20 protein-coding genes and 1 pseudogene are annotated in these 21,824 nt (G+C 68.9%); 11 read left to right on the plus strand and 10 right to left on the minus strand.

Translation table 11 applies throughout. From position 1 onward, the window contains the following. The first annotated feature begins 150 nt into the window (after positions 1-150). A complete protein-coding gene (locus M1203_RS26605; RefSeq protein WP_249952344.1) occupies positions 151-897 on the plus strand; it encodes a phosphotransferase family protein in 747 nt (248 codons plus the stop codon). An 88-nt stretch (positions 898-985) separates the two neighbouring features. Here M1203_RS26605 and M1203_RS26610 read toward each other — a convergent pair whose 3' ends face one another. Next, positions 986-1,558, minus strand: a complete 573-nt coding sequence (locus M1203_RS26610) for a TetR/AcrR family transcriptional regulator (protein ID WP_374404053.1) — start codon at positions 1,556-1,558, stop codon at positions 986-988. Between the two features lie 64 nt (positions 1,559-1,622). On the opposite strand from M1203_RS26610, the gene M1203_RS26615 reads away from it, so the two are divergent. Then, complete coding sequence (locus M1203_RS26615; RefSeq protein WP_249952345.1) at positions 1,623-2,651, plus strand: SDR family NAD(P)-dependent oxidoreductase; 1,029 nt, start codon at positions 1,623-1,625, stop codon at positions 2,649-2,651. Positions 2,652-3,120: 469 nt separating this feature from the next. On the opposite strand, the pseudogene M1203_RS39285 reads toward M1203_RS26615, so the two are convergent. From M1203_RS39285 to M1203_RS26625, 3 genes and pseudogenes are all read right to left on the minus strand, one after another. Next, positions 3,121-3,180: pseudogene (locus tag M1203_RS39285) on the minus strand (hypothetical protein); the annotation flags it as partial. 82 nt (positions 3,181-3,262) lie between these two features. Then, positions 3,263-4,327 carry an ADP-ribosylglycohydrolase family protein gene (locus tag M1203_RS26620; RefSeq protein ID WP_249952346.1) on the minus strand — a complete coding sequence of 355 codons (1,065 nt, stop codon included), beginning with the start codon at positions 4,325-4,327 and terminating at the stop codon, positions 3,263-3,265. Then, complete coding sequence (locus tag M1203_RS26625) at positions 4,324-5,316, minus strand: ADP-ribosylglycohydrolase family protein (protein ID WP_249952347.1); 993 nt, start codon at positions 5,314-5,316, stop codon at positions 4,324-4,326. The genes M1203_RS26620 and M1203_RS26625 overlap by 4 nt, the downstream gene beginning before the upstream one ends. A gap of 231 nt (positions 5,317-5,547) precedes the next feature. Here M1203_RS26625 and M1203_RS26630 point away from each other — a divergent pair, with 231 nt between their 5' ends. The 6 genes from M1203_RS26630 to M1203_RS26655 all read left to right on the plus strand — a co-directional run bounded on the left by M1203_RS26630 (position 5,548) and on the right by M1203_RS26655 (position 12,901). Next, positions 5,548-6,531, plus strand: coding sequence for a LacI family DNA-binding transcriptional regulator (locus M1203_RS26630; RefSeq protein ID WP_249952348.1), 984 nt, complete (start codon positions 5,548-5,550; stop codon positions 6,529-6,531). 49 nt (positions 6,532-6,580) lie between these two features. Continuing rightward, entirely contained in the window at positions 6,581-7,894 is a 1,314-nt protein-coding gene (locus M1203_RS26635; RefSeq protein ID WP_308404908.1) for an ADP-ribosylglycohydrolase family protein, read from the plus strand. A 58-nt stretch (positions 7,895-7,952) separates the two neighbouring features. Next, complete coding sequence (locus M1203_RS26640; protein ID WP_249952349.1) at positions 7,953-9,323, plus strand: ABC transporter substrate-binding protein; 1,371 nt, start codon at positions 7,953-7,955, stop codon at positions 9,321-9,323. A 14-nt stretch (positions 9,324-9,337) separates the two neighbouring features. Next, positions 9,338-10,267 carry a carbohydrate ABC transporter permease gene (locus tag M1203_RS26645; RefSeq protein ID WP_249952514.1) on the plus strand — a complete coding sequence of 310 codons (930 nt, stop codon included), beginning with the start codon at positions 9,338-9,340 and terminating at the stop codon, positions 10,265-10,267. Further along, on the plus strand, positions 10,264-11,121 hold the full coding sequence (locus M1203_RS26650; protein ID WP_249952350.1) for a carbohydrate ABC transporter permease: 858 nt from the start codon (positions 10,264-10,266) through the stop codon (positions 11,119-11,121). The genes M1203_RS26645 and M1203_RS26650 overlap by 4 nt, the downstream gene beginning before the upstream one ends. A 286-nt stretch (positions 11,122-11,407) precedes the next feature. After that, positions 11,408-12,901 (plus strand): alpha-amylase family glycosyl hydrolase, encoded by a 1,494-nt coding sequence (locus M1203_RS26655; RefSeq protein ID WP_249952351.1) that lies wholly within the window; start codon positions 11,408-11,410, stop codon positions 12,899-12,901. Positions 12,902-13,033: 132 nt separating this feature from the next. Here the strand turns inward: M1203_RS26655 and M1203_RS26660 are convergent, their stop codons facing one another. The 3 genes from M1203_RS26660 to M1203_RS26670 all read right to left on the minus strand — a co-directional run bounded on the left by M1203_RS26660 (position 13,034) and on the right by M1203_RS26670 (position 15,532). Beyond that, positions 13,034-13,972, minus strand: a complete 939-nt coding sequence (locus M1203_RS26660) for a zinc-binding dehydrogenase (RefSeq protein WP_249952352.1) — start codon at positions 13,970-13,972, stop codon at positions 13,034-13,036. Between the two features lie 380 nt (positions 13,973-14,352). Beyond that, on the minus strand, positions 14,353-14,907 hold the full coding sequence (locus tag M1203_RS26665) for a TetR family transcriptional regulator (RefSeq protein ID WP_249952353.1): 555 nt from the start codon (positions 14,905-14,907) through the stop codon (positions 14,353-14,355). A gap of 214 nt (positions 14,908-15,121) precedes the next feature. Then, positions 15,122-15,532, minus strand: coding sequence for a helix-turn-helix domain-containing protein (locus M1203_RS26670; protein ID WP_249952354.1), 411 nt, complete (start codon positions 15,530-15,532; stop codon positions 15,122-15,124). Positions 15,533-15,632: 100 nt separating this feature from the next. On the opposite strand from M1203_RS26670, the gene M1203_RS26675 reads away from it, so the two are divergent. Next, the gene (locus M1203_RS26675) at positions 15,633-16,490 is read left to right on the plus strand and encodes an alpha/beta hydrolase (protein WP_249952355.1); all 858 of its coding nucleotides are present in this window, start codon (positions 15,633-15,635) and stop codon (positions 16,488-16,490) included. A gap of 229 nt (positions 16,491-16,719) precedes the next feature. On the opposite strand, the gene M1203_RS26680 is transcribed toward M1203_RS26675, so the two are convergent. The 3 genes from M1203_RS26680 to M1203_RS26690 form a co-directional block, all read right to left on the minus strand. Next, the gene (locus M1203_RS26680; protein WP_249952356.1) at positions 16,720-17,490 is read right to left on the minus strand and encodes an IclR family transcriptional regulator; all 771 of its coding nucleotides are present in this window, start codon (positions 17,488-17,490) and stop codon (positions 16,720-16,722) included. Positions 17,491-17,616: 126 nt separating this feature from the next. Continuing rightward, on the minus strand, positions 17,617-18,750 hold the full coding sequence (locus M1203_RS26685; RefSeq protein ID WP_249952515.1) for a mandelate racemase/muconate lactonizing enzyme family protein: 1,134 nt from the start codon (positions 18,748-18,750) through the stop codon (positions 17,617-17,619). A gap of 126 nt (positions 18,751-18,876) precedes the next feature. After that, positions 18,877-20,286 carry an MFS transporter gene (locus M1203_RS26690; RefSeq protein ID WP_249952357.1) on the minus strand — a complete coding sequence of 470 codons (1,410 nt, stop codon included), beginning with the start codon at positions 20,284-20,286 and terminating at the stop codon, positions 18,877-18,879. 228 nt (positions 20,287-20,514) lie between these two features. Here M1203_RS26690 and M1203_RS26695 point away from each other — a divergent pair, with 228 nt between their 5' ends. Then, positions 20,515-21,312: a ribonuclease activity regulator RraA gene (locus tag M1203_RS26695; RefSeq protein WP_249952358.1), complete on the plus strand. Its 798-nt coding sequence runs from the start codon at positions 20,515-20,517 to the stop codon at positions 21,310-21,312. After that, positions 21,309-21,806, plus strand: coding sequence for a nuclear transport factor 2 family protein (locus M1203_RS26700; RefSeq protein WP_249952359.1), 498 nt, complete (start codon positions 21,309-21,311; stop codon positions 21,804-21,806). Before M1203_RS26695 ends, M1203_RS26700 begins: the two co-directional genes overlap by 4 nt. Positions 21,807-21,824 lie beyond the last annotated feature (18 nt).

Raw genomic sequence — 21,824 nt, forward strand, 5'->3', positions numbered from 1 at the left:
CGGCCCCTGACGGGGGCTCGGCGCCGCTGCCGCCACGCATCGTGGTACTTGCCGCGGACGAGGCGCCGGGAAGTGGGATACGGTCGGCCGCGTCATCGCACGCGATAAACCTGGCGACGTCGGCGATCGTCCCCGGGATACTGGTCACCCATGGATGAGGTCAAAGTCGTCGTCGCCCATTCCGAGCGCGCGACCCTGCGTGTCGGCGACGTGTTCTTGAAGGTGGACGCCGATCAGGCGCGCATCGACGTCGAGGTCGAGGCGATGGCCCTGGTGCCGGTCCCGACCCCGGAGGTCCTGTGGCGCAAGCCGCCCGTGCTCGCGATCGCCGCCGTCCCGGGCACGGTGCTCGGCCGTCTCGGTGAGCCGTCGACCGCGTCGTCGGCGGCGTGGGCCGCGGCGGGCGCCACCATCCGGCAGTTGCACGAGGCGCCCTTGCCGCCCTGGCCCGGCCGGCGCCGCCGGGGTCCCGACGAGCTGGCAGCGGAACTCGACGCCGAGTGCGAATTGCTCGTGACGAACGGCATCCTGCCCGCCGACCTGGTCACCCACAACCGCCAGGTCGCCGAGGCCGCGCTCCGGCCGTGGTCTCCGGTGTTCACGCACGGCGACCTGCAGATCGCGCACGTCTTCGTCGACGGCGACGAGGTCACCGGCATCATCGACTGGTCCGAGGCGGGCCAAGGTGATGCCCTGTTCGATCTCGCCATCTTGACGCTCGGACACGAAGAGCACCTCGACGACGTCCTCTCCGGCTACGGCACCGACGTCGACACCGACGTGATCCGCGCATGGTGGTCACTGCGAAGCCTGCTGGCAGTTCGCTGGCTGATCGAGCACGGCTTCGACCCGTCCGCGCCGGGCTGCGAGGTCGATGTGCTGAAATCCCGGATGTGAGGCCGCGCGAGCCCGACCACTCCACGTGCGTTCCAACGCATCGCTGTCCGAGACCGCGGGCCGTTCTACAAGGAGGACGGGAGCGTTTTCAGCGCACCAGGAGGCCGATAGCGACCGCAAGCCGTTCAAGGTAGAACTCCCGGGATGCGGCCTGATGCTTGAGGCCGATCGATGCGCTGATCATCGTCTGTGCGACAGGGAGGGCCGCCTCTCGTCCTGACTCGACGGCGATCGCGTCTGTGATCAGTTCCTCGAAACGACGCGGCGTGGTCTCGACGATCTCTCCGAGCAGGTCGGGATTCTCCTCGATAACCGTCGCGACATCGCGCGTCAGCGGGCCGATGTAGCGGCCCGCCCACTGGTCGAACGCTTCAGTGAGCCGCTCTGCAAGGGGGCGGCCACTGTCGGCCAAGACCTGTTCAACCGCGGTGATGTCGTGCTCCAAGGCCTGGGTGACCGCGGCACGGAACAGCGTCTCCTTCGAGGAGAAGAGGAAGTAGAGCCCGGGCCGGGAGATCCGCGCCGCCCGCGCCACCTCCTCCATCGAGGTCTTCCGGTAACCGAATCGCGCGAACGTGGCCATGGCGGACTCCAGAACCATGGTTCGGCGGTCGGTATCAGCGACTGTCGACGGCGGGTGGGCAGTGTCGGGACGGCTCATGGAACGAGCATACGAGCGAGAATCGAACTATACAAATCAAGTCTAGTGCGTATAGTCGGCTGCCATGGACACTCGCAGACTCATCTGCACGCCCTTCACCTCCTCCACCACCGCGGACGAGGTGCTGCGGGACATCGACCTCACCGGCGTCCGCGCCATCGTGACGGGAGCCTCCTCCGGACTCGGGATCGAGACGGCTCGTGCGCTGACCGCTGCCGGTGCGGAAGTGACGCTCGCCGTCCGGAACGCGACTGCGGGTGACGCCGTCGCCGAGACGATCGCCCGGTCGACCGGAGGAATCCGGCCCCGCGTCGTCCGGCTCGACCTCGCCGACAGGGCCACCGTCACACGGTTCGTCGATGCGTGGAGCGGCCCGCTTCACCTGCTGATCAACAATGCCGGCGTGGTCACCGGCGGCCTCGAACGAACGCGTGAAGGCTGGGAGCTGCAATTCGCGACGAACCATCTCGGCCACTTCGCGCTGGCCACCGGCCTTCACCACGCCCTGGCCCGGGGAGCGGTGGCCCGCGACGGAGCACGGATCGTCTCGGTCAGTTCGACGGCGCACATGCGGTCCGGCATCGACTTCGACGACCTCCACTTCGAGCGCCGCAGCTACGACCCACAGATCGCCTACGCCCAGTCGAAGACGGCGAACTCCCTCTTCGCCGTCGAGGCGACCCGCCGCTGGGCTGCCGACGGCATCGTCGCCAATGCGGTGAACCCCGGCGGTATCGCGACGGGACTGCAGCGGAACTTCACTCCGGAGCAAAAGGCATCGCTCGACGCGGCCGAGGCTGCCGGAGTCTTCACGTACAAAACGGTCGAGCAGGGGGCCGCCACCAGTATCGTCGCGGCCGTCGCCCCCGAGTTCGCTCACTCCGGAGGCCACTATCTCGACGATGCGCAAGAGGCCTACACCGTGCCGGACGACGCCGACCTCGCGCAGCACCCGCATGGTGTCAAGGAATGGGCGCTCGACCCCGCCACTGCCCAGCGCCTCTGGACCGTCTCGACCGACCTGCTCCGCGTCTGCCCTCTCGACGCCACAGCAAGCCGCACCAGGGCAACCGATCGCACGCCGTGCGAGTGACATGAGGGCAGGGACTGGTAGGAGCTCCTGGCAGGCGATGCCCTGCGACCCCCTCCGCCGGCCGAGCTTCTATGCGCTCCTTCGCCGCGGGGACTCGACGGTTACGACGCCGGTGTCGCGCTCGGGTCCACTCCCCCCCCGTCAAGCCGGCGCGTGCCCCCCGCTTGATTGCTCCCGGACGGTAGGAAAGGTCGAGCAGTCCATCGACGGCGCCGCCGCCTCCTCCGTAGAACCGGTCCTCGTCGAGTGTCGTGCGCTTGAGCGTGTTGGTGTGGTGCGGGGCGGTGTCGGCAATGGAGATCTGGTTCTCGCCGCCGTCCTCGACGGTGATGAACGATTCCGGCCGAGCGGCCCTTGTGCGCCTCGACGTGGGAGACGTCCACGCCGTGAGCGGCGACGGCGGCCCGCAGGCCGATCCGAAGTCGGCGTCGCCGGCAAGGCCGGCCAACCGTGCTGTCCCGCCGAGCCGGGCGGCGGCGGCGGCCTGGTTGGCTCCCTTGCCGCCCGGGTCGCGTTGGCGTTGGGTCAGGCGACGGTCTCTCCGGGCCGTGGCGGTCGGGGCACGGGCACGGTGAGGTCGAGGATGAGGCCGCCGATCACGACCACGTCCGTCATCCGAGCTCGCCTCTCGCGTCGATGAGGTCGTCGGCGACGGCGGTGAGCGAGGTGCCGGCCAGGTGCGGCAGGCAGTGGCCGCGCACCCGGTCGATCTTCTCCAGCCAGCGGCGCGGCAGCGCGTCGGCGCCCCTCAGCGCGCCGGTGAGGGCACCCACCATCGCGGGCATGCTGTCGCTCTGCTTGGCGACCATGCCCGCCAGCGGCAGGGCGGTGACCGGGTCCCCGCCGGTGGCCTGGACGATGGCGAAGGCCGAGGCGAATGTCTCGGGAGCGACGGTGCCGAAGCTGTAGGAGGCGTTTGCCACCTCGTCGTTCAGGTCGGCGATCAGGTCCAGCGGCGTCGTGGCCCGGTCGGCGAGGTCGAGCGCCCTGGCCGTTTGGCGGGCCAGCCAGGTGCCGGAGGGGATCTGGTCGATCCCGGTGCGCAGGGCCTGGGCGGGCTCTGCGCCGCCGAGCGCGGCCGCGATGCTCGCCGCCATCGCGGCGGCGGCCCACACTCCGTCGTCGGCGTGGGTGATCTGGGCGAGGCGAGTGGCGACCTCGGCGGCCCGCTGGGGGTCGCCTGCGTGGCGGATACCGACGGGCACGGCGCGGGCCACGGAGCCGTCGTCGAAGTGGGCCGGGTTGTCGTTGCCGGTGGCCGGGGGCGTCAGGCCCGCCTGCGCGTTGACGATGGAGGAGCGTTCGGCGATGCCCGACCAGACCTCATCGGCCCGGTCGACGATCAGCTTGCGCCAGCCCGCGAAGAGTTCCTCGCTGGTGGCCTCCGCCCCGGCACCCAGGACGATGAGGGCGGCGGCGACGGCGAACTCGGTGTCGTCGGTGCCGGACAGCTCCAGCGGTTCGGGGTGGCCCAGCGTGAACGGCAGCGGGAAGCGCAGCACCTGGTTGGTGTCGGCCTCGGCGCTGAAGTGCCACAGCCATTCGCGCGGCTCGCCCAGGCGGGCGCCGCGGTGGTAGTAGGCGGGCAGCCCGGCGGCATCGCCCATGGCCAGGCCGAGCAGGGCGCCGCGGGCGCGGTCGCGCAGGTGCTTCGGGGTCGTAGCGGGGGTGCTCACGCCGCGTTCTCCTTTGCGGTCAGTGCGATGTGCAGGTCGCGGGCCAGCTCGGTCAGGTCCGTCCCGGCGGTGGCGGCGATGCAGTGGCCGCGTACGACGTTGATGCGCCGGCGCCACGCCTCGGGTACCGCGTCGGAGCCGTGCAGGGCGCCGGCCAGGGACCCGGCCATCGCGGCGATCGTGTCGGCGTCCCGGCCGATGTTGGTGCCGCCGAGCACCGAGGGCACGTACTCGCCGCGGGCGGCGACGAAGACGCCCATGGCCAGGGCCGTTGCCTCCGGGCCGACATCGGCGAACGGGTAGTGGAAGATCGAGATGCGCTCGTAGAGCTCGTCCAGGGCCGCCGCCAACTCGGTGTGCGCGGAGCCGATGCCGATCGCGCGCCGCACGGTGCGCCCGGTCCAGGAGTCGGCGGGTACGGCGTCGAGCGCGGCCTCCACCACGTCCTGCCAGGAGGTGGCGGTCAGCGCGGCCGCGACACCCGCGGCGATGACCTGGGCGCAATAGACCCCGTCCTTGGCGTGGGAGACCTGTGCCTCGACCGCGGCCAGGCGAGCGGCCTGTGCCGGGTCGCCGGCGCACAGAATGCCGACGGGGGCGATCCGCATCGCGGCGCCGTCGCTCCACATCTCGTGGTTGTCGCTGCCGGTGACGGGCGGGGCCAGACCGGCCCTGAGGTTGTTGATCGCGGTCATCTCGCTGAATCCGCCGCCGTAGAAGCCGCCCACCTGGTTGACCAGGTTGTCGGTCCAGGCGGCACCGACCTGCGCGGGGGTCAGGCCCGTTCCGTGGGCCAGCAGCACCTGGGCGGTGAGCACCGCGTACTCGGTGTCGTCGGTGCCGGCCGGGTCGTCGTCGACGAAGTCGGACACCCACCCGTACCGCTCGATGATCTGTGCCCGGGTGAGGCCTTCGGTCGGCGCGCCGAGCGCGTCGCCGACCGCCTGTCCGATGAGCGCGCCGTAGACGCGCTCGAACGATGAAGTCACTGGCACCTTCCCTGCGTACGGTCCCTGCACAGCGATGCAAGTCGTTTTGCGTGCCCACTCAAGCTCACGCCCCAGAAGCCGTCAAGAGTCCGCCGGAGAATCACGGGCCTGCCTCGAAATCACGGGTTAATGCGTGGTTTACCTCTTGACAACGCTTCGAAGGCGGCGCAAAGGTGGCGGCCACATCACGCCAAACGTTTTGTACGGAGGTTGAGAGTGACGCAGGTCGGCATGACGGAGGTAGCGGCACGGGCCGGGGTGTCGGTCACCACGGTGTCCCACGTGCTGTCGGGTCGCCGTCCGGTCTCGGACAGGACCAGAGCCCGTGTGCTCCAGGTCATCGAGGAGCTCGGCTACCAGCCCAACGCTCTCGCCCAGGGGCTGCGGACCCGGCGCACGATGACGGTCGGCCTGCTCGTACCCGACCTGACCAACCCCTTCTACCCGATGATGCTGCGCGGCATGGACGACGTGCTGGTGCCGGCCGGGTACCGCACGGTGGTCGGCAACACGGACGCGGTCCGCGAGCAGGAGCTGGCCTTCCTGCGGGAGATGGCCACCCGCCGCGTCGACGGCGTGGTCATCGCCCCGTTCCAGCTGACCCGCAAGGACCTCCTGGAGCACCACGCCACCATGCCCGTGGTGCGCCTGGGCGGCGGGCCCTTCGACGCGGATCTGGGTGACCTGGTGCGCAGCGACGACGAGGGCGGCATGGCCCAGGCCGTGCGCTATCTGCTGGAACAGGGCCGCAGCCGGGTCGCCTACATCGGCGGCGCCCGGCACACCGGCCCCAGCGACCTGCGCGAGGCGGGTTTTCGCCGGGCCCTGGCCGAGATCGGCCGGGATGTCGACGAAAGCCTCGTCGTCCGCGGCGACTTCACCCGGGACGCGGGGCGTGAGGCGGCCGAGGCGCTGCTGGACCTTGAGGAGCGGCCGGACGCGATCGCCTGCGCCAACGACCTCATCGCCATCGGTGTCCTGGACGCCGCCCGCAAGCGGCGTCTGCGTGTGCCCGAGGACCTCGCCGTCAGCGGCTACGACGACATCGACGCCGCATCCCTGATCATCCCGGCGCTCACCACGGTGGTGAACCCGGCGCGCGAGGTGGGCCGCTGCTGCGGCGAAGCCCTGCTGCGCCGGCTCGGCGCCGAGCAGCCGGAAGCCGCCCGGGAACTCGTCATCGCCAATTCCCTCGTACGACGCGAGTCGGCCTGAGCCACGCACGTGTAAGCCCTTCGCACATGAACGACAGGAGCAGTGAACGGTGAACGACCACCAGGCCCACGATCCGCGGGAGCTGCTGCGCTGGGAGCTCGCGCAGCGCCAGGAGAGCGGATTCGACATCGACGCCCTGGCCGATGCCGCACACCAGGCGGCGGCCGGAGACGACGAGGCCGCGGCCCGACAGCTCCTGGACCAGCTCAACACCACAACGCGCAAGGGCAGTTGGCCCTATGAGGAGCCCGACTCCCTGCACGCCCTGCTTGCCTCTCTGCCCCAGCCGCCGCCGGCGGCCGCGATCGGCGAGGCCGAGCTGAGGGACAAGATGCTGGGCGCCTGGCTCGGCCGCTGCGCGGGCTGCAACCTCGGCAAACCGGTCGAGAACGGCGACCACTGGACCGCCGCCCACCTGCGCGCCTATCTGGAGCTCGCGGACGCCTACCCGCTGCGCGACTACATCCCCGTCCTGGAGCCCATGCCCGAGGGGTTCGAGTTCCGCGAGTTCTGGCCCTACACCACCCGCGGCCGGATCAGTGAGAGCGCCCGCGACGACGACATCGACTACACCATCCTGGGCCTGCACCTGCTGGAGGAGTACGGCTTCGGCTACGGCCGTGACGACGTGGCCGCCGAATGGCTCGACCGGCTCCCCTACACCCAGACCTTCACCGCCGAGCGCGCCACCTACCGCAACCTGGTCATCGGGCACGAGCCGGCCCGCGCCGGGCAGATCGACAACCCCTACCGGGAGTGGATCGGCGCCCAGATACGCGCGGACATCTTCGGCTACGTCCACCCCGGCGATCCGCGCGCGGCCGCCGAACTCGCCTACCGGGACGCGGTGTTGTCGCATGCGGCCAACGGCGTCTACGGGGAGATGTGGGCGGCCGCGCTGGTGGCCGCCGCCTTCACCGCCGCGGACGCCCGCGGGGCGCTCGAAGCGTCGCTGACCTGCGTCCCGCCGCGCAGCCGACTGGCCGAGGCCATCCGGCTCGTACTGGACCGGCATGCGGCCGGGGACAGCTGGGAGGCGGCCCGGTCGGTCATCGAGGTCCACTTCGGCCACTACTCCTGGGTGCACACGGTCAACAACGCCGCCCTGGTCGTGGCCGGGCTCCTGTGGGGCGAGGGCGACTTCAGCGCCAGCGTCGGCCTGACCGCGCAGGGCGGCTGGGACACCGACTCCAACGGCGCCACCGTCGGCTCCGTCGCCGGCATCCTGTGCGGCGCCAAGCGGCTGCCCGCGCACTGGACCGAGCCCCTCAACGACACGGCGCGCAGCGCGATCCGCGGCTTCGACGGCTCCCGTATCTCGGAACTCGCCGAGCGCACCGTACGGCTGGTGATCAGCGAATGAGCCGCCGGTCCCTTCCCTGTCCCCGACCCCGGGCACGCACGAACTCGGAGACCACCCCATGAGCGCACAACTGTCCCGCCGCCGTTTTCTGCAACTGTCCTCCGCCACCGCGCTGGGCGCCACGGCCCTGTCCGCCTGCGGCTCGGGCAGCGGGGCGAGCGGCAACCAGCTCACCTACTGGGGTGCGTTCGCGAGCAAGGACATCGAGACGTACTTCCAGCAGAACTTCGTCGACACCTACAACAGGAACGCCGCCGCCAAGGCCCTCAAGGTGCGGATGGCGGTCAAGCAGATCGACACGCTCGACCGGCTCACACAGACCGCCGTCGCCTCCGGCCGCGGCCCCGACATCATCGCCACCTCGGGCCCGGCGCAGACCCTGAACTACGTCGGCAACGGCAACCTGCTGGCATTGGACGCGTACGTCGACGAGCTCGGCTGGAACAGCGACCTGTTGCCGTGGGCGCTGGATGCGGGGCGGGTCGACGGCAAGCTGTACTCGCTGCCCTCCGGCTACGAGACCATGGCCGTCTTCTACAACCCCGCAACCCTCAAGGAGCACGGCTGGAAGGCGCCGACGACCCGGGCCGAGTTCGAGGCGCTGTGCACGGACGCCAAGTCCAAGGGCCTCGTCCCGGTCGGGGCGGGCAACGCCGAGTGGAAGCAGGCCACCGAGTGGCACGTCACCTGGGTGTGGAACACCTTCGCCGGACCTGAGGCCCTCTACGAGGCGCTGACCGGCAAGCGCCGCTTCACCGACGCCGTGTTCGTCGACGCGATCGCCGCGCTCAAGGGCTGGTTCGACAAGGGCTGGTTCGGTGGCAGCACCGACAAGTACTTCACCAACAAGTTCGCCACCGTCTACGGCCAGCTGGCCTCCGGCAGGACTGCGATGATCGTCAACGGGTCGTGGACGTTCAGCGAGATCGGCCCGTTCTTCGGCAAGGCCGCCGGCAACGACGCGACCTGGGACTGGGCGCCCCTGCCGTCCATGAACAGCGGCGTGCCCGCAGGCGTGCAGCCCCTCTCGATCGGCACCGCGTACTCCCTCAACAAGGACTGCAAGAACCCCGCACAAGCCGCCGCGGCGCTGGACTACTTCGTCTCCGACCCGCGCCGACAGCTCGCCTGGCTGGCCGCGACCGGTGTGGCCCCGGCTCCGGCCAGGACGACCGAGGCGGACTTCCCCAAGAACATCGACCCCCGCGTCAAACGCCACTACGTCCGGCTCGGCGAGGCGACCGACATCGGCTACACGTCCTGGACGTTCTGGCCGCCGAAGTCGGAGACCTACCTCTACGAGCAGATGGAGAAAGTGCTCACCGGCAGCCTCAGCCCCAAGGACTACTGCACGGGCCTGGACAGGCTCTTCCAACAGGAACTGAAGGCCGGCAAGCGGCCGCCGGTGCCCTCCCCGAAGGGAGCGTGACCCCGGTGGCCGTCATGGAAGCCGACCGGCGAAAGGCCCCACCCATCAGGCCCGCCCGCTCGGCTCGCCGCAGCAAGCTGCGCCGCACCGGCATCGGATTCGCCTTCATCGCGCCCCTGCTGGTGGTGAACATCCTCGTCATCGCGGTGCCCGGCGCGCTGTCCATCTGGTACTCCTTCACCGACTGGACCGGCCTGGGCTCGGCGAACTTCGTCGGCCTGGACAACTACACCCGCCTTTTCGGCGACGCCGAGTTCCGCACCGCGCTGTGGCACAACGTCCTGTGGACCGCGTTCTTCCTCACCGTGCCCATGGCGATGGGACTGTGCGGAGCCTTCCTCCTCTCGCGGATCACCCGCTTCCAAATGCTGTTCCGCGTGGCCTATTTCATCCCCTACGTCGTGGCGACCGTCGTCTCCGGATCAATCTGGGAGAGCCTGCTCTCCCCCGACGAGGGCATCGGCCACGGCTTGGCCGACCTGGGACTGCCGTTCCTCAAGGATGTCAATCTCCTGGGCGATCCGCACCTGGCCCTGGGCACGGTCGCGTTCGTCAACACCTGGCAGTGGTGGGGCTTCCTCGTCGTGATCTTCCTCGCCTCCATGCAGGCGGTGAACCCCTCGCAGTACGAGGCGGCCCGTCTGGACGGCGCGAACCTGTGGCAGGAGTTCTGGCACATCACACTGCCCGGCATCCGCCCCACCCTGATGTTCCTGAGCCTGATGACGGTGATCTGGTCGTTCCTGGTCTTCGACTACATCTACATCCTCACCCAGGGCGGCCCGGCAGGCTCCACCGACGTGCTCGGCACCCTGCTCTACCGCACAGCCTTTGCCAACCAAGAAGCCGGCTACGCCGCGTCCATGGGCGTCATCATGGCCCTGATCAGCGTAGTCGCGGTCTCCGGCTTCCTCTACCTGCGCCGCCGGGGGTGGGACATTTGAGCACCACGACAACCCCGCGAACGCCTGTCAGGAAACTCTCGTTCGGTCGGTATGCGACCTACGCGGTGCTGCTGCTCCTGGCACTGTTCGCCATCGGCCCGATGCTGCTGTTCGCGTTCAACGCCCTCAAGACCCGCTCCGGGATCGCCGACAACCCGCTCGGCCTGCCCACCCACCCGCAGTGGCACAACATCGTCGACGCCTGGCAGCAGGCCAACATGGGCGTGGGTCTGCGCAACAGCGCCATCATCGTGATCGCCACCGCGCTCGGCGTCTGCGTCATCGCCAGCTGCGCCGCCTACGCCCTGAGCCGGCTGCGCGTGCCCGGCAGCAACGCCTTCATCTACTACCTGCTGGTCACCACCGCCCTGCCGATCCAGCTCTTCCTGGTCCCGCTGTTCTACATGTGGACCAACCTCGGCCTCTACGACAGCCTGCTCGGCCTGATCATCATCTACTGGGCCCTGTTCAGCCCCTTCGCCACCTTGCTCATCCGCTCCTTCATGGTCGGCCTGCCCAAGGAGTACGAGGAGGCCGCCCGGCTGGACGGGGCGGGCGAATGGCGGGTTTTCGCCCGCGTGGTCCTGCCGATGGCCTGGCCCGGCATCCTGACCGCCGCGCTGGTGGCGGGACTTCAGGCCTACAACGAGTTCCTGCTCGCGGTGACCTTCATCCAGAGCAGCGACAAGATGCCCGTCTCCACCTCCTTCTACAACTTCAAGTCCGGCTACACCCAGGACTACACACTCGTCAGCGCCGGCGGCCTGATCATGGTCATTCCGGTCCTGATCGCCTTCCTGCTGCTGCAGCGCCGCTTCATCGACGGCTACACCTCCTCCGGGATGACGGGCTGACGGGCTGACGGGCTGACGGGCTGACGGGCTGACCCAGCCTGCCCGAACAGCAGCCGCATCCCCGCACCGCCGGCTGCCCCCGCCACAGGACCTGTCGAGCAGGCAGCAGCCCCCGCACCGTGCTCACCACCAAACGCCACACCAGGCCGCCGGGACCTCCCCCTGCCCGCACCACGGGCACCAAGGCCCGGCGACCGCAGCGGCCGGCCCGAGTACGGAGCACGCGATCCGTGGCGCTCAGCGCCTGTACCCACAGTGGCACCTCTTCACCGACGAGGAGAATGACATGGCACCCTACAGACTCCACTCCACCCTGGCCGGGGCGCTCGGGCTCGCCCTGGTGCTCCCCCTGACCCTCAGCGGGGGTGAGAGCACCGCGCAGGCCGCCCCGGCGGCAACCGCCTCCAACGCGGCCCGGAACAGCACCGATTTCCAGAACCTCAACGGGTTCATGTGGTTCTACAACACCTACTTCGGCTACAAGTACAAGGACATCGAGAAGCAGCTCGACAGCTTCAAGAGCCGCGGCATCCGCGTCTTGGGCTTCTTCAGCCCCTACAGCGGCGACAAGCGGACCTGCGACGGCTGCTCTCCCATCGACTTCTACAACGTCTCGCCGCAGAACGGCACCATGAAGGACTGGAAGAACCTCGTCGCCGCCGCACACCGCAAGGGCATCAAGGTCGTCACGTACTTCGTCAACATCTACTTGGACGAGCAGTCCCCGTACTTCCAGAAGGCCGAGAAGCAATACGCCGCCGGCGACCGCACCTCGCGGGAAGTCAGCTCCTTCCACTGGACCGAGAACCCCGGCGAGCCCCTGCCCGACCTGCGCATGGGCCCGCCCTCGCAGAGCTCGTGGTCCTGGAGCCCCACGGCCGGCGCCTTCTACTGGAAGCTGTGGTTCGGCCCCGGCTTCGACTACAACCTGGCCGGCAACCGGGCCGAGGTCGAACGCATCGAGAAGTACTGGCTCGACACCGGCGTCGACGGCTTCATGTGGGACGTGGGCACCACCGACTCCCGCTGGAAGAACGCCGCGGTCAACCTCCCCACGACGTACACGAGCAGCGACAAGTGGCTCACCGCCGAGCGTGCCGACGCCTCTGGCGCCGCGGAAAACCACCAGTTCGGTCTCACCTCTTGGTTCAACCACGGGGATTCCGACACCGAGAACGACTACTCGCGGATCATCGACGGCACCACCGACTCGAACGGACTCGAGAAGGCCCTGAACAACGTCGACATCGCCCGCTCCATGGGCGCCACCACCCACACCTGGAGCATCTGGGGCGACGACCCGAAGACCAATCTCGAACCGCACAAGTACCCGGCCTACCCGGACGACGACGTCATGCGCGTCCAAGAGGCCGCACTCCTGGCCGGCTCCGGAATGCTCTACGGCTCCGGCATGTACGACCAGTACATCCACTGGGACCGCACGCTGCGCACCAACTGGGACCGGGTGCTGCAGACCGTCAACGCCAACAAGGCGCTGCTGCCCGCGGCCTCCCGCGACCGCGTGGCCGCCGGGGACGACCCGAAGGTGTACGCGATGCGGCGCACCAGCGAGGACGGCAAGCAGACAGCCCTGCTCGTCTACAACTTCAACAGCACCGCCCAGAAGGTGACCGTCGATCTGGACGGCACCGGCATCGACACCAGTCAGACGCCGAAGGACCTCTACAAAGGCGGCGACGCGAGCTCGATCGACGGCTCCGAGTACACCGTCAGCCTGCCGGCCTATGGCTTCAAGATCCTTGACGTGACGGACCGGTAGTACCCGCACTACGCACAGAGCGACACAGACCGGGAGCGGGGCGGCGTTCACCACCGCCCCGCTCCCGGAAGGCGATCTCCAGCGAGGACGGTCACGAGCTCCAGCGCACCGACCCCGCCGCCCGGGGCGGCCTCAGGGGGTCACGGCGACGGCGCGTCCGTCGACCTGACCGTTGCGGAGCCTGTCGAGGTACTCGGGGATCTGCTCGAATGTGATCCGCACGATCCTGGAGCTGATCTTGTCCTGGGCTATCAGGTCGAGCACGGCCTCACATTCGGACTTCTCTCCGTTGGAGGCACCAACCAGGGTGATCTCCTTGAGAATGATCTTCTGCATCGACAGGGTCGCCGACTCGCGGGCCATGCCGATCTGCACAACCCGGCCGCCGTGCCGGACGGCGTCGATGGCGGAGGCCGTGGTGGTGCCGAACCCAGCGAAGTCAATGATCACGTCGAGCTGAGCATCCTCGAAGTCACGGATGTCCGCGGACATGCCTGCGGGCCCGAAGTCCTGGACGTTCGGCCAGACGGCTTCGTTGATCTCGGCCACGTAGACCTGTGCGCCGAAGGCCCGCGCGATCTGCGCGCCGAGAGAGCCCAGTCCACCGAAACCAATGATGCCGACGTTCATCCCTTCTTCGACATGACCGAAGGTACGCACGGCCCGGTAGGCGGTGCGCGCCGCGTCGGTGGCCGGCGCGGCCTGCTCGAAGCTGACCGCGTCGGGGAGGCGGACCGTGAGCCGCTCTTTGACGCGTACCTTCTCGGCGAATCCGCCGTCGACGGCGGTCCCGGGGCCTTCCGTCGTAGCGGGGATGCCGACACGGTCACCGATGGCGAAGGCTTGTACGTCCCTGCCGATCGCGGAGACGACGCCGGCGGTCTCGTGGCCCAGCACGATGGGGACGGATCCGAGCAGCGCGGTGATGGTGCCGTCGACGAAGCTGACGTCACTGTGGCACAGACCTGCCGCCTTGACGTCCACCACGATCTCGTCCGGGCCGGGCTGCGGATCCGCCAAGTCGACCAGACGTAGTGGTTCGTCGATGCCGGTGAACTGCCATGCCTTCATGGGGTGGAGCCTTTCGTTCCTTTGTCGGGTGGTGCCGCCGGTGTTCCAGGGAGAGGGGCAACGCACCGAGGTGAGGCCGCCGTCGACGGGCAATGGATCTGGCGATCTCCGCATCGCAGGGAAGTACGGCGTTGACGCGAATGCCGTCGGGCCCCCGCTCTCGGGCAACGGTGCGGGTCCAAGGGCGCCATTCGTTTGCCATCGAGCCGCTCCGCCACGACACCCCTCCCTTGCCCGCCGGGCCCTCACCCGCGACCAAGGATTTATGGTACTCCGTTCCACAAATATCTCGGTACGGGGTTCCATGAGGGATGGGGCGGCAGGGCCGGAGCCCATGGCAAGGCCGGAGCAGGAGGAACGCGTGAGTCAGATCGGCGAGGTCAGCCGAGGTCAGCGGAAGCCAACGGGCGGAGCAGGGCTGCGACGCACCTCATGTTCCGGTCGAGGTGACCGGCGAAGGTGTCACGATCCTGATCATTCCGCCAGGCGCGAAGCTGGGCGACGAAGCCACCGTGGAACGCGCCCGCGACCGCCAGGGGGATCACCGAGTCGGGGGCGTCGCCCAGATGCCCTGCTATGTGCTCGGCGATGACACGCTTCCATCGCTCCCAGTGCTGGTGGGATTCCGCCTGCAGCTCTGCGACCGTGTCGAGAAGCTGGAAACGCTCCAGCCAAACCGGGCTGTCGTAAACCGCCGCCCGGGTGGACTCCACAACGGCCCCTCGCACCGTATCGAGCGCGTCGGCATCGGCAGGCGCTGCGGCGATCGTGGCGGCCAGTCGCTCGATCGTGCTGTCAAAGGCGTACCAGATGACCCCGGGCTTCGAGCCGAAGTAGCGAAAGAAGGTGGTCCGGCTGATGCCCGCGGCGGACACGATCGAGGCGACGGTGACGTTCTCATAGCCGTCGCGCCGCATCAGCGCGACGGCCGCCAACTCGACTTCCTCGCGCGTACTCGCGTGAGGACGCCCTCGCCCTCGCCGCCCCGGCTCTACCGACACGCTTAGAAGTCTAAAGGGGTCTTGCGGAGAGCGTGCTCAGGCTGCTGCGGTCATGCGGTGAGGCGAGGTTGTACATGCGGGCGATGGCCTGGAGGGCGTGGTGAAGGCTGGCTGTCCCCCGTTGCCGACAGTCGCGGAATCGGCCTGCCTATCCCTCATCGACCTCCTGGTCGTTGGCTTCGTTGGCACGGTCGATCTCGGCCATGTGCTCCTCCGCCCAGGTCCGCAGCCCCGCAAGCGCGGCTTCCAGGGACAGCCCGAGTCCGGTGAGTCGGTAGAAGACCCGCGGCGGCACGGTCGGTTCGACCCGGCGCGACACCAGCCCGTCGCGGGTCAGGCTTCGCAGCGTCACGGACAGCATCTTCTGCGAGACGCCGGGCATCCGGCGTCTCAGCTCCGCGAAGCGCACCTCGTCCGGTGCGGCATCGGCGAGCGTCTTGACGGCCATGGACGTCCACTTCGTACCGATACGATCCAGCAACTGCCGCGTCGGGCAGTGAGGATCGAACAGATCGCCGCGTACCCCACGACCGGCAGCCCGGGCTCCTTGGGTGGTCACCTGTGGCTCACCACCTTCCCTGAAAGTGCCGTCTTGGAAGCGGCCGGACAGTTACCTATCGTTCTGTGGTCACCCATGGTAACCAGCCGGAGGAGTCATCATGCCCGTCACCACCGCACACCACCTGCGGCGCATCGCGACGAACGGCGTCCACCTCAACGTCGCAATCGCCGGGGACGGACCCGCGGTCCTCCTGCTGCACGGCTTCCCGCACACCTGGCAACTCTGGAGCGGCATCATGGACCGACTCGCCGGGCAGTACCGGGTCATCGCCCCGGACCTGCGAGGCTTCGGCGCCAGTACACGTGCCGCCGAGGGCTACGACGCAGGCACCCTCGCCGCCGACGCCGAAGGGCTGCTCGACGCACTCGGCGAGCCCTCGGCAGCGGTGGTCGGCATCGACGCGGGCACCGCCCCCGCCGTCCTGCTCGCGCTGCGCCGCCCCGGCCTCGTCCGGCGCCTGGTCGTGATGGAAGCACTGCTCGGCCGGCTGCCCGGAGCAGAGCACGCCGTCGCGGGCGGCGCCCCGTGGTGGTTCGGCTTCCACGCCGTCCCCGGCCTCGCCGAGACCGTCCTGGCCGGCAACGAGGCCCCGTACATCGACTGGTTTCTCGACTCGGGGACGTTCGGGCGAGGAGTACCGGACGACATCCGTGCGGCCTTCGTCCACGCGTACACCGGGAGCGAAGCCCTTCGCTGCGCGTTCTCCTCCTACCGGGCCCTGCCCACCAGCGCGCAGCAGATCCAGGACGCCGTCACGACGGCTCGGCTGACCATGCCCACCATGGCCGTCGGCTCTCACCCCATCGGCACCGGGCTCGAACGCCAGCTCCGTCCCATCACCGACGACCTGATCGGACACCATCTCCAGGACTGCGGCCACATCATCCCCCTCGACCGCCCCGACGCATTGCTCGCGCTCCTTGCACCCTTCCTCTCCGCCGACCTGCCGAAGTGACCGGAGCGGGGCCGAACGGGACCGAACGAAGGCCGAAGAATCACGGCCGGCGGTTCGGGCGTTCGTCCGGGCGATGAGTTGTCCAGGACGGCCCGATCAGACTGCGCACGGTGATGATTGCGCCGACGAGCGCGAGCCGCTTGAGCCGGGCGAAAACGCCCAGTCGTATCCACTCGTCGCGTCGGCTGCGGATCACTTCACATCGGCCATCACCTCACGAACCGCCCACTTACAGTCCCGGGTTGTGTCCGAGCCGGCGCGAGATGGCGTCTGCTGTGGCGACTACCAGAGGGCCGAGGCGGTCGAGGGCGGGTTCGACGCGGTCTTTGAGGCCGGCGACGCTGATGGCCGCCACGACATGGCCGGTGTGATCGAAGATGGGGGCGCCGCAGCAGGCGCTGGCAAGGTCGAACTCGCCGTGTTCCTCGGTCCAGCCCCGGGCCTGGGCTGTGGTGATGTCGTGTTCGAGGGCGTGTGGAGTGGTGAGTGTCTGCGGGGTGAAGGGTGTCAGTGTGAGGGTGCGGAGCAGGTCAGCTCTCTCCCGGGAGTTCAGGCCGGCGAGGTAGGCCTTGCCGACCGAGGTGGCGTGCAGGGGCCTGCGGGCGCCGAGGTCGGCGTTGACGGTGACCGACTGGGGGCCGCGTTCACGGTAGATGAACACCATCTCGTCGCCGCTGAGGACGCCGAGGCTGACGGTTTCGCGGGTCTGCTGGACCAGGGCCCGGAGCAGTTCGGGAGCGACGTCGGCCACGTCGGTGGAGTGGACGGCGGCCATGGCGAGACGGGCGGCGGCCGGGCCAAGGCGCCACCGCCCGTTCGAGGTGGCGTGGAGGAAGTCGTACTGGCTGAGCTTTTCGACGATGCGGTACGCGGCGCTGCGGCTGATGTCGGCGGCGGCTGCGAGTTCCGCCGTGGACGCCTCTCGCGCGTCGGCGAGGTGGCTCAGGATGCTGAGACCTCGGTCGAGTGCGCCTTTGCGGCCTTCGTCCTGCTCGGTCACGCTCTCGTTCCTCTGCTCGTCCGGTCGCGGTGAGCCCGCCCGCATGGATCGGGCGGGTGATGTCCGCTGCCAGTCTCTCAGTCCTCCGGGACCACATTGCCGTGGGAAGGCTGGGAGCAGACGGTCTCAGACCGTGACGGTCTCGTGGGTCCAGGCGCGCGCCTGCTCGCTCAGGCTGAAGCCCAGTCCGGGGCGGTTGGGCACGATCATCCGGCCGTCGCGGATCTCAAGGCGTTCGTTGAACATCGGCTCAAGCCACTCGAAGTGCTCCACCCACGGGTCGATCTCGTAGGCGGCGGCGAGGTGCAGGTGGATCTCCATGGCGAAGTGCGGCGCCATCCGCATCTTCGCCTGCTCACCCATGGCCATGATCTTCAGGAACGGGGTGATGCCGCCCACCCGCGGCGCGTCCGGCTGGAGGAAGTCGACCGAGCGGTGACGGACCAGTTCGGCGTGCTCGGCGACGCTGGTGAGCATCTCGCCGGTGGCGATCGGGGTGGCGAGCTCCGCGGCGAGAGCGGCGTGGCCTTCCGCGTCGTAGGCGTCGAGCGGCTCCTCGATCCAGGTCAGGTCGAACGACTCCAGTTTCCGGCCCATGCGGATCGCCGTACCGCGGTTCCACTGCTGGTTGGCGTCGACCATCATCGGGAAGCCGTCGCCCAGCTGTTCGCGGATGGCCGCGACCCGCTGGAGGTCGATGTTCGTGTCGGGCTGGCCGACCTTGATCTTGATGCCGCCGATACCGCGTTCGACGGATGCCCGGGTGTTCTCCACGACCTGCTCGATGGACATGGACAGATAGCCGCCGGAGGTGTTGTAACACTGCACCGAGTCGCGGTGGGCGCCGAGCAGCTTCGCGAGGGGGAGCCGGGCGCGCTTGGCCTTGAGGTCCCACAGGGCGATGTCGATGGCGGCGATCGCCTGGGTCGACAGCCCGCTGCGGCCGACGGAGGCGCCGGCCCAGACGAGCTTGGTCCATATCCGCTGGATGTCGTTGGGGTCCTCGCCGATCAGCTCGGGTGCGATCTCCTTCGCGTGGACGTACTGGGCGGGCCCGCCGGCGCGCTTGGAGTAGCTGTAGCCCACGCCCTCGAATCCCGCCTCGGTGCGGATCTCGGCGAAGAGGAAGGCGATCTCGGTGAGGGGCTTCTGGCGGCCGGTCAGTACCTTGGCGTCGCTGATGGGCGCGGCCAGCGGCAGGCTGACGAGGGAGAGCGTGACCGAGGCGATGGCATCGGTGCTGGCTTCGCCGCGCTCCAGCGCCGCGAAGTGGCGCTCGTTGGTCTTGCTGGTGACTGTGGCGCTGGTCCGGTTGAGGAAAGCAGTGCTCACGGAAGGGTGTCCTTTCCACGTTGTACGGGGAGATGGTGCGGGCGGTCTCGCGCTTCAGCGCGGCTCAGGGGCGGGCCCGTCGAGACCGGCGTTCGTCATGGACTGTGGTGTCCGGGGACCGACTTGGTCGAGGCCGGTCCGGTCGATGGCCGTGTGGTCGGCGACCGGTCGGCGGGGGACGCGGCGTACGAGGAGTGTGGCCCCGGCCGCGATCGCGATGATCGCCCCGAGTCCGAGCATCGCCAGACTGGTGCTGCCGGTCGAATCCTTGACCAGGCCGAAGCCGTACGGGGCGACGAAGCCACCGAGGTTGGCGACGGAGTTGACCAGGGCGATCGCGGTCGCCGCGGTCAGGGGGTCGGTGCGCTCGCGCAGCAGCGGCCAGAAGACCGGTGCGACGGTCTTGAATCCGAGGGTGGCCAGGACGATGAACACCAGGCCCAGCCACGAGCCGGTGAGGGCCGCCGCCAGGGTTCCGGCCGCGGCCAGCACGAACGACGTGGTCATCAGGGTGGAGCGCTGCTCGGGGTGACGGTCGCCGCGCCTGGAGACGAAGTACAGGTACGGGATGGTGCAGAGCCAAGGAAGGGCGGAGAGCAGCCCGACCATGTTGTCACTGCTGACCCCGATGTCGCGCACCACGCTCGGCAGCCAGAACGTCGTGGAGTAGATGGACATCTGCACGGCGAAGTAGATCCACATGAAGAGATGGATCACAGGACTGCGCAGCAGTTTCTTGATGGTCTGCACGGTCGAGCCCTGCTCGGCGTCGGAGGTCCGTTCCGCGGCGATCCGCAGGCTGAGCTGGGTGCGCTCCTCCTCGGTGAGCCATTTCGCCTCACTGATCCTGGAGTCGAGCAGGAAATAGCCGACGACGCCGAGTCCGATGGTGACCAGGCCCTCGATGAGGAACAGCCACTGCCAGCCGTCGAGGCCGAAGAAGCCGTGCAGCGAGAGCAGTGGTCCTGAGACCAGACTGCCGGCGGAGTAGGCGAAGAGAGCGCCCACCGCCCAGGTGCCGGTGGCCCGGCCCTGGTAGCGGTTGGGGAGCCAGGAGGCGATGTAGAACAGCACCGCCGGAACGAACCCGGCCTCGGCCACGCCGAGCAGGAAGCGGAGCACGTAGAAGCTGGTCTCACCGCGGACGAAGATCATCGCAGCCGAGACGGCGCCCCAGGTGACGCAGATGCGGGTGATCCACAGCTTCGCCCCCACCTTCTGCATCAGTGCGTTGCTGGGCACCTCGAACAGGAAGTAGCCCACGAAGAACAGGCCGGCGCCGAGGCCGTACGCGGCTGCCCCGATGCCGAAGTGGGCATTCAGGTCCTCCTGGACGAAGCCGATGTTCGAGCGGTCGATCTGGTTGAGCATCATCATCAGCGCGAACAGCACGATGACGCGCCGGTAGATCTTCCGGCTGGCAGTAGCGACTGCCGGGTGCTCGTCTGCAATGGCGGTGGGCATATGTCTCGATCCTCTCGCAACGCTGCGCCTCGGATACCTGTCAGCAGACGACTCTCATCCCATTCTTCGGGATGAAATCTCGTTCATCGGTGTGCCGACGTGGGGACGCTAAGCGGCCCTTCTGGAGCAAGTCAAGAAGCGAGACCCGATTAACGGGATGGTTGTTCACTGAGTGGGATGTCGTCTAGGGTTGAGGACGTTCATCCCAGTCCCTGAGGAAGGTGGACCGTGACAGCGCTGGATCTTCCCCCTGTCCCCCCGGACGTGCTGGCCGATCTGGGCCGCGCCAGCACCGCGACGTTGGCGACCCAGCTCTACCGGCGCGGGATCCGTCAACCGTTCCTCGTCGGACTCAGCCCTGTGGGCACGCACTTCGACGGCTTCGTAGGACAGGCGCGCACCATGCGCTTCGTCCCTGCCCGCGAGGATGTGGACCCGATGGACGACCCCTACCGCACGGGCAACGTCCTTCAGTGGGAAGCGGTCGAGCGGCTCGGCTCCGGCGATGTGCTGGTAGTGGACTCACGCGGCGACGTCACCGCGGCGTCGGCGGGTGACATGCTCGTGACCCGGGCAATGAAGCGGGGCGCCGCGGCCTTCGTGACCGACGGTGCCTTCCGCGACGGGGCCGCGCTCGCCGAGCTGGGCTTCCCGACCTACTCGCGGGCGATCACCGCCACGACGCGACCGGCCTCCTTCCACGTCGCGGACCTCGACGTCCCGATCGGCTGCGCGGGAGTCGCGGTCTACCCGGGCGACATCCTCGTCGGTGACCGCGACGGTGTCATCGTCGTGCCCCGCGCCCTGGCAGCCGAGATCGCCGGCCCTGCCGCCGAGCAGGAACGGCTTGAGTCCTATCTCCACGACAGGGTCAAGGCGGGGGAGGCACTGTGGGGCATCTACCCGCCCAGCGAGGAGACCATCGCCTCCTATCAGGCCCGGCGGGGGTCGACGAACCCCGTGGACGGCACCCCTGGAGCGCTCCGGTCGTCCGCCGCTGCCACCGGGGCGGAGGCCGTGCGATGACCCGCTTCGCCGACCTCCCGCGCGAGGAGCAGCGCACCCGGATGGAGGCCACCATCCGCACCTACTTCCAGGGCTGCAACGACGCGGACGTCGAGGGCATGGCCGCGACGTTCCACCCCGAGGCCGTCCATTACTTCCCGCCCGGACTCGACGGCCCCTGGCGTGGTGCCCGCACCATCGCGGAGAACTGGCGCGCGCTCGTCCTGCGCATCGGTTCGGCCTGGAGCATCGAGCGTCTGATCGCCGAACCCGAGTCACTGCAGGCGGTCATCGAGTGGACCCACTGGAAGACCTCGATCGGCGGATACCTGCGCGGTGACGAGTGGTACCGCTTCGACCCGGAGACCGGGCTGATCACCGAGATCAGGGCGTTCTACGCCGCTGCTTCCGACGGCCGTGACGAGGTCACGCTCGAAGGCTTCGACTACGAGGCGGAGGGCTACCAGCTCGTCCCGCCGGTCGACCGCCCCCATCCTGACGCGGCCGCCCGCTGAAGCGTCCCGCCCGCCAAC

It is taken from the genome of Streptomyces sp. 35G-GA-8 (genome assembly GCF_023534745.1).
Lineage (GTDB): Bacteria > Actinomycetota > Actinomycetes > Streptomycetales > Streptomycetaceae > Streptomyces.

Coding starts and splice junctions, on each gene's coding strand:
- M1203_RS26605 (WP_249952344.1), top strand. CDS start 151: ATGGATGAGGTCAAAGTCGTCGTCGCCCATTCCGAGCGCGCGACCCTG.
- M1203_RS26610 (WP_374404053.1), bottom strand. CDS start 1,558: ATGAGCCGTCCCGACACTGCCCACCCGCCGTCGACAGTCGCTGATACC.
- M1203_RS26615 (WP_249952345.1), top strand. CDS start 1,623: ATGGACACTCGCAGACTCATCTGCACGCCCTTCACCTCCTCCACCACC.
- M1203_RS26630 (WP_249952348.1), top strand. CDS start 5,548: ATGACGGAGGTAGCGGCACGGGCCGGGGTGTCGGTCACCACGGTGTCC.
- M1203_RS26640 (WP_249952349.1), top strand. CDS start 7,953: ATGAGCGCACAACTGTCCCGCCGCCGTTTTCTGCAACTGTCCTCCGCC.
- M1203_RS26645 (WP_249952514.1), top strand. CDS start 9,338: ATGGAAGCCGACCGGCGAAAGGCCCCACCCATCAGGCCCGCCCGCTCG.
- M1203_RS26655 (WP_249952351.1), top strand. CDS start 11,408: ATGGCACCCTACAGACTCCACTCCACCCTGGCCGGGGCGCTCGGGCTC.
- M1203_RS26660 (WP_249952352.1), bottom strand. CDS start 13,972: ATGAAGGCATGGCAGTTCACCGGCATCGACGAACCACTACGTCTGGTC.
- M1203_RS26675 (WP_249952355.1), top strand. CDS start 15,633: ATGCCCGTCACCACCGCACACCACCTGCGGCGCATCGCGACGAACGGC.
- M1203_RS26690 (WP_249952357.1), bottom strand. CDS start 20,286: ATGCCCACCGCCATTGCAGACGAGCACCCGGCAGTCGCTACTGCCAGC.
- M1203_RS26700 (WP_249952359.1), top strand. CDS start 21,309: ATGACCCGCTTCGCCGACCTCCCGCGCGAGGAGCAGCGCACCCGGATG.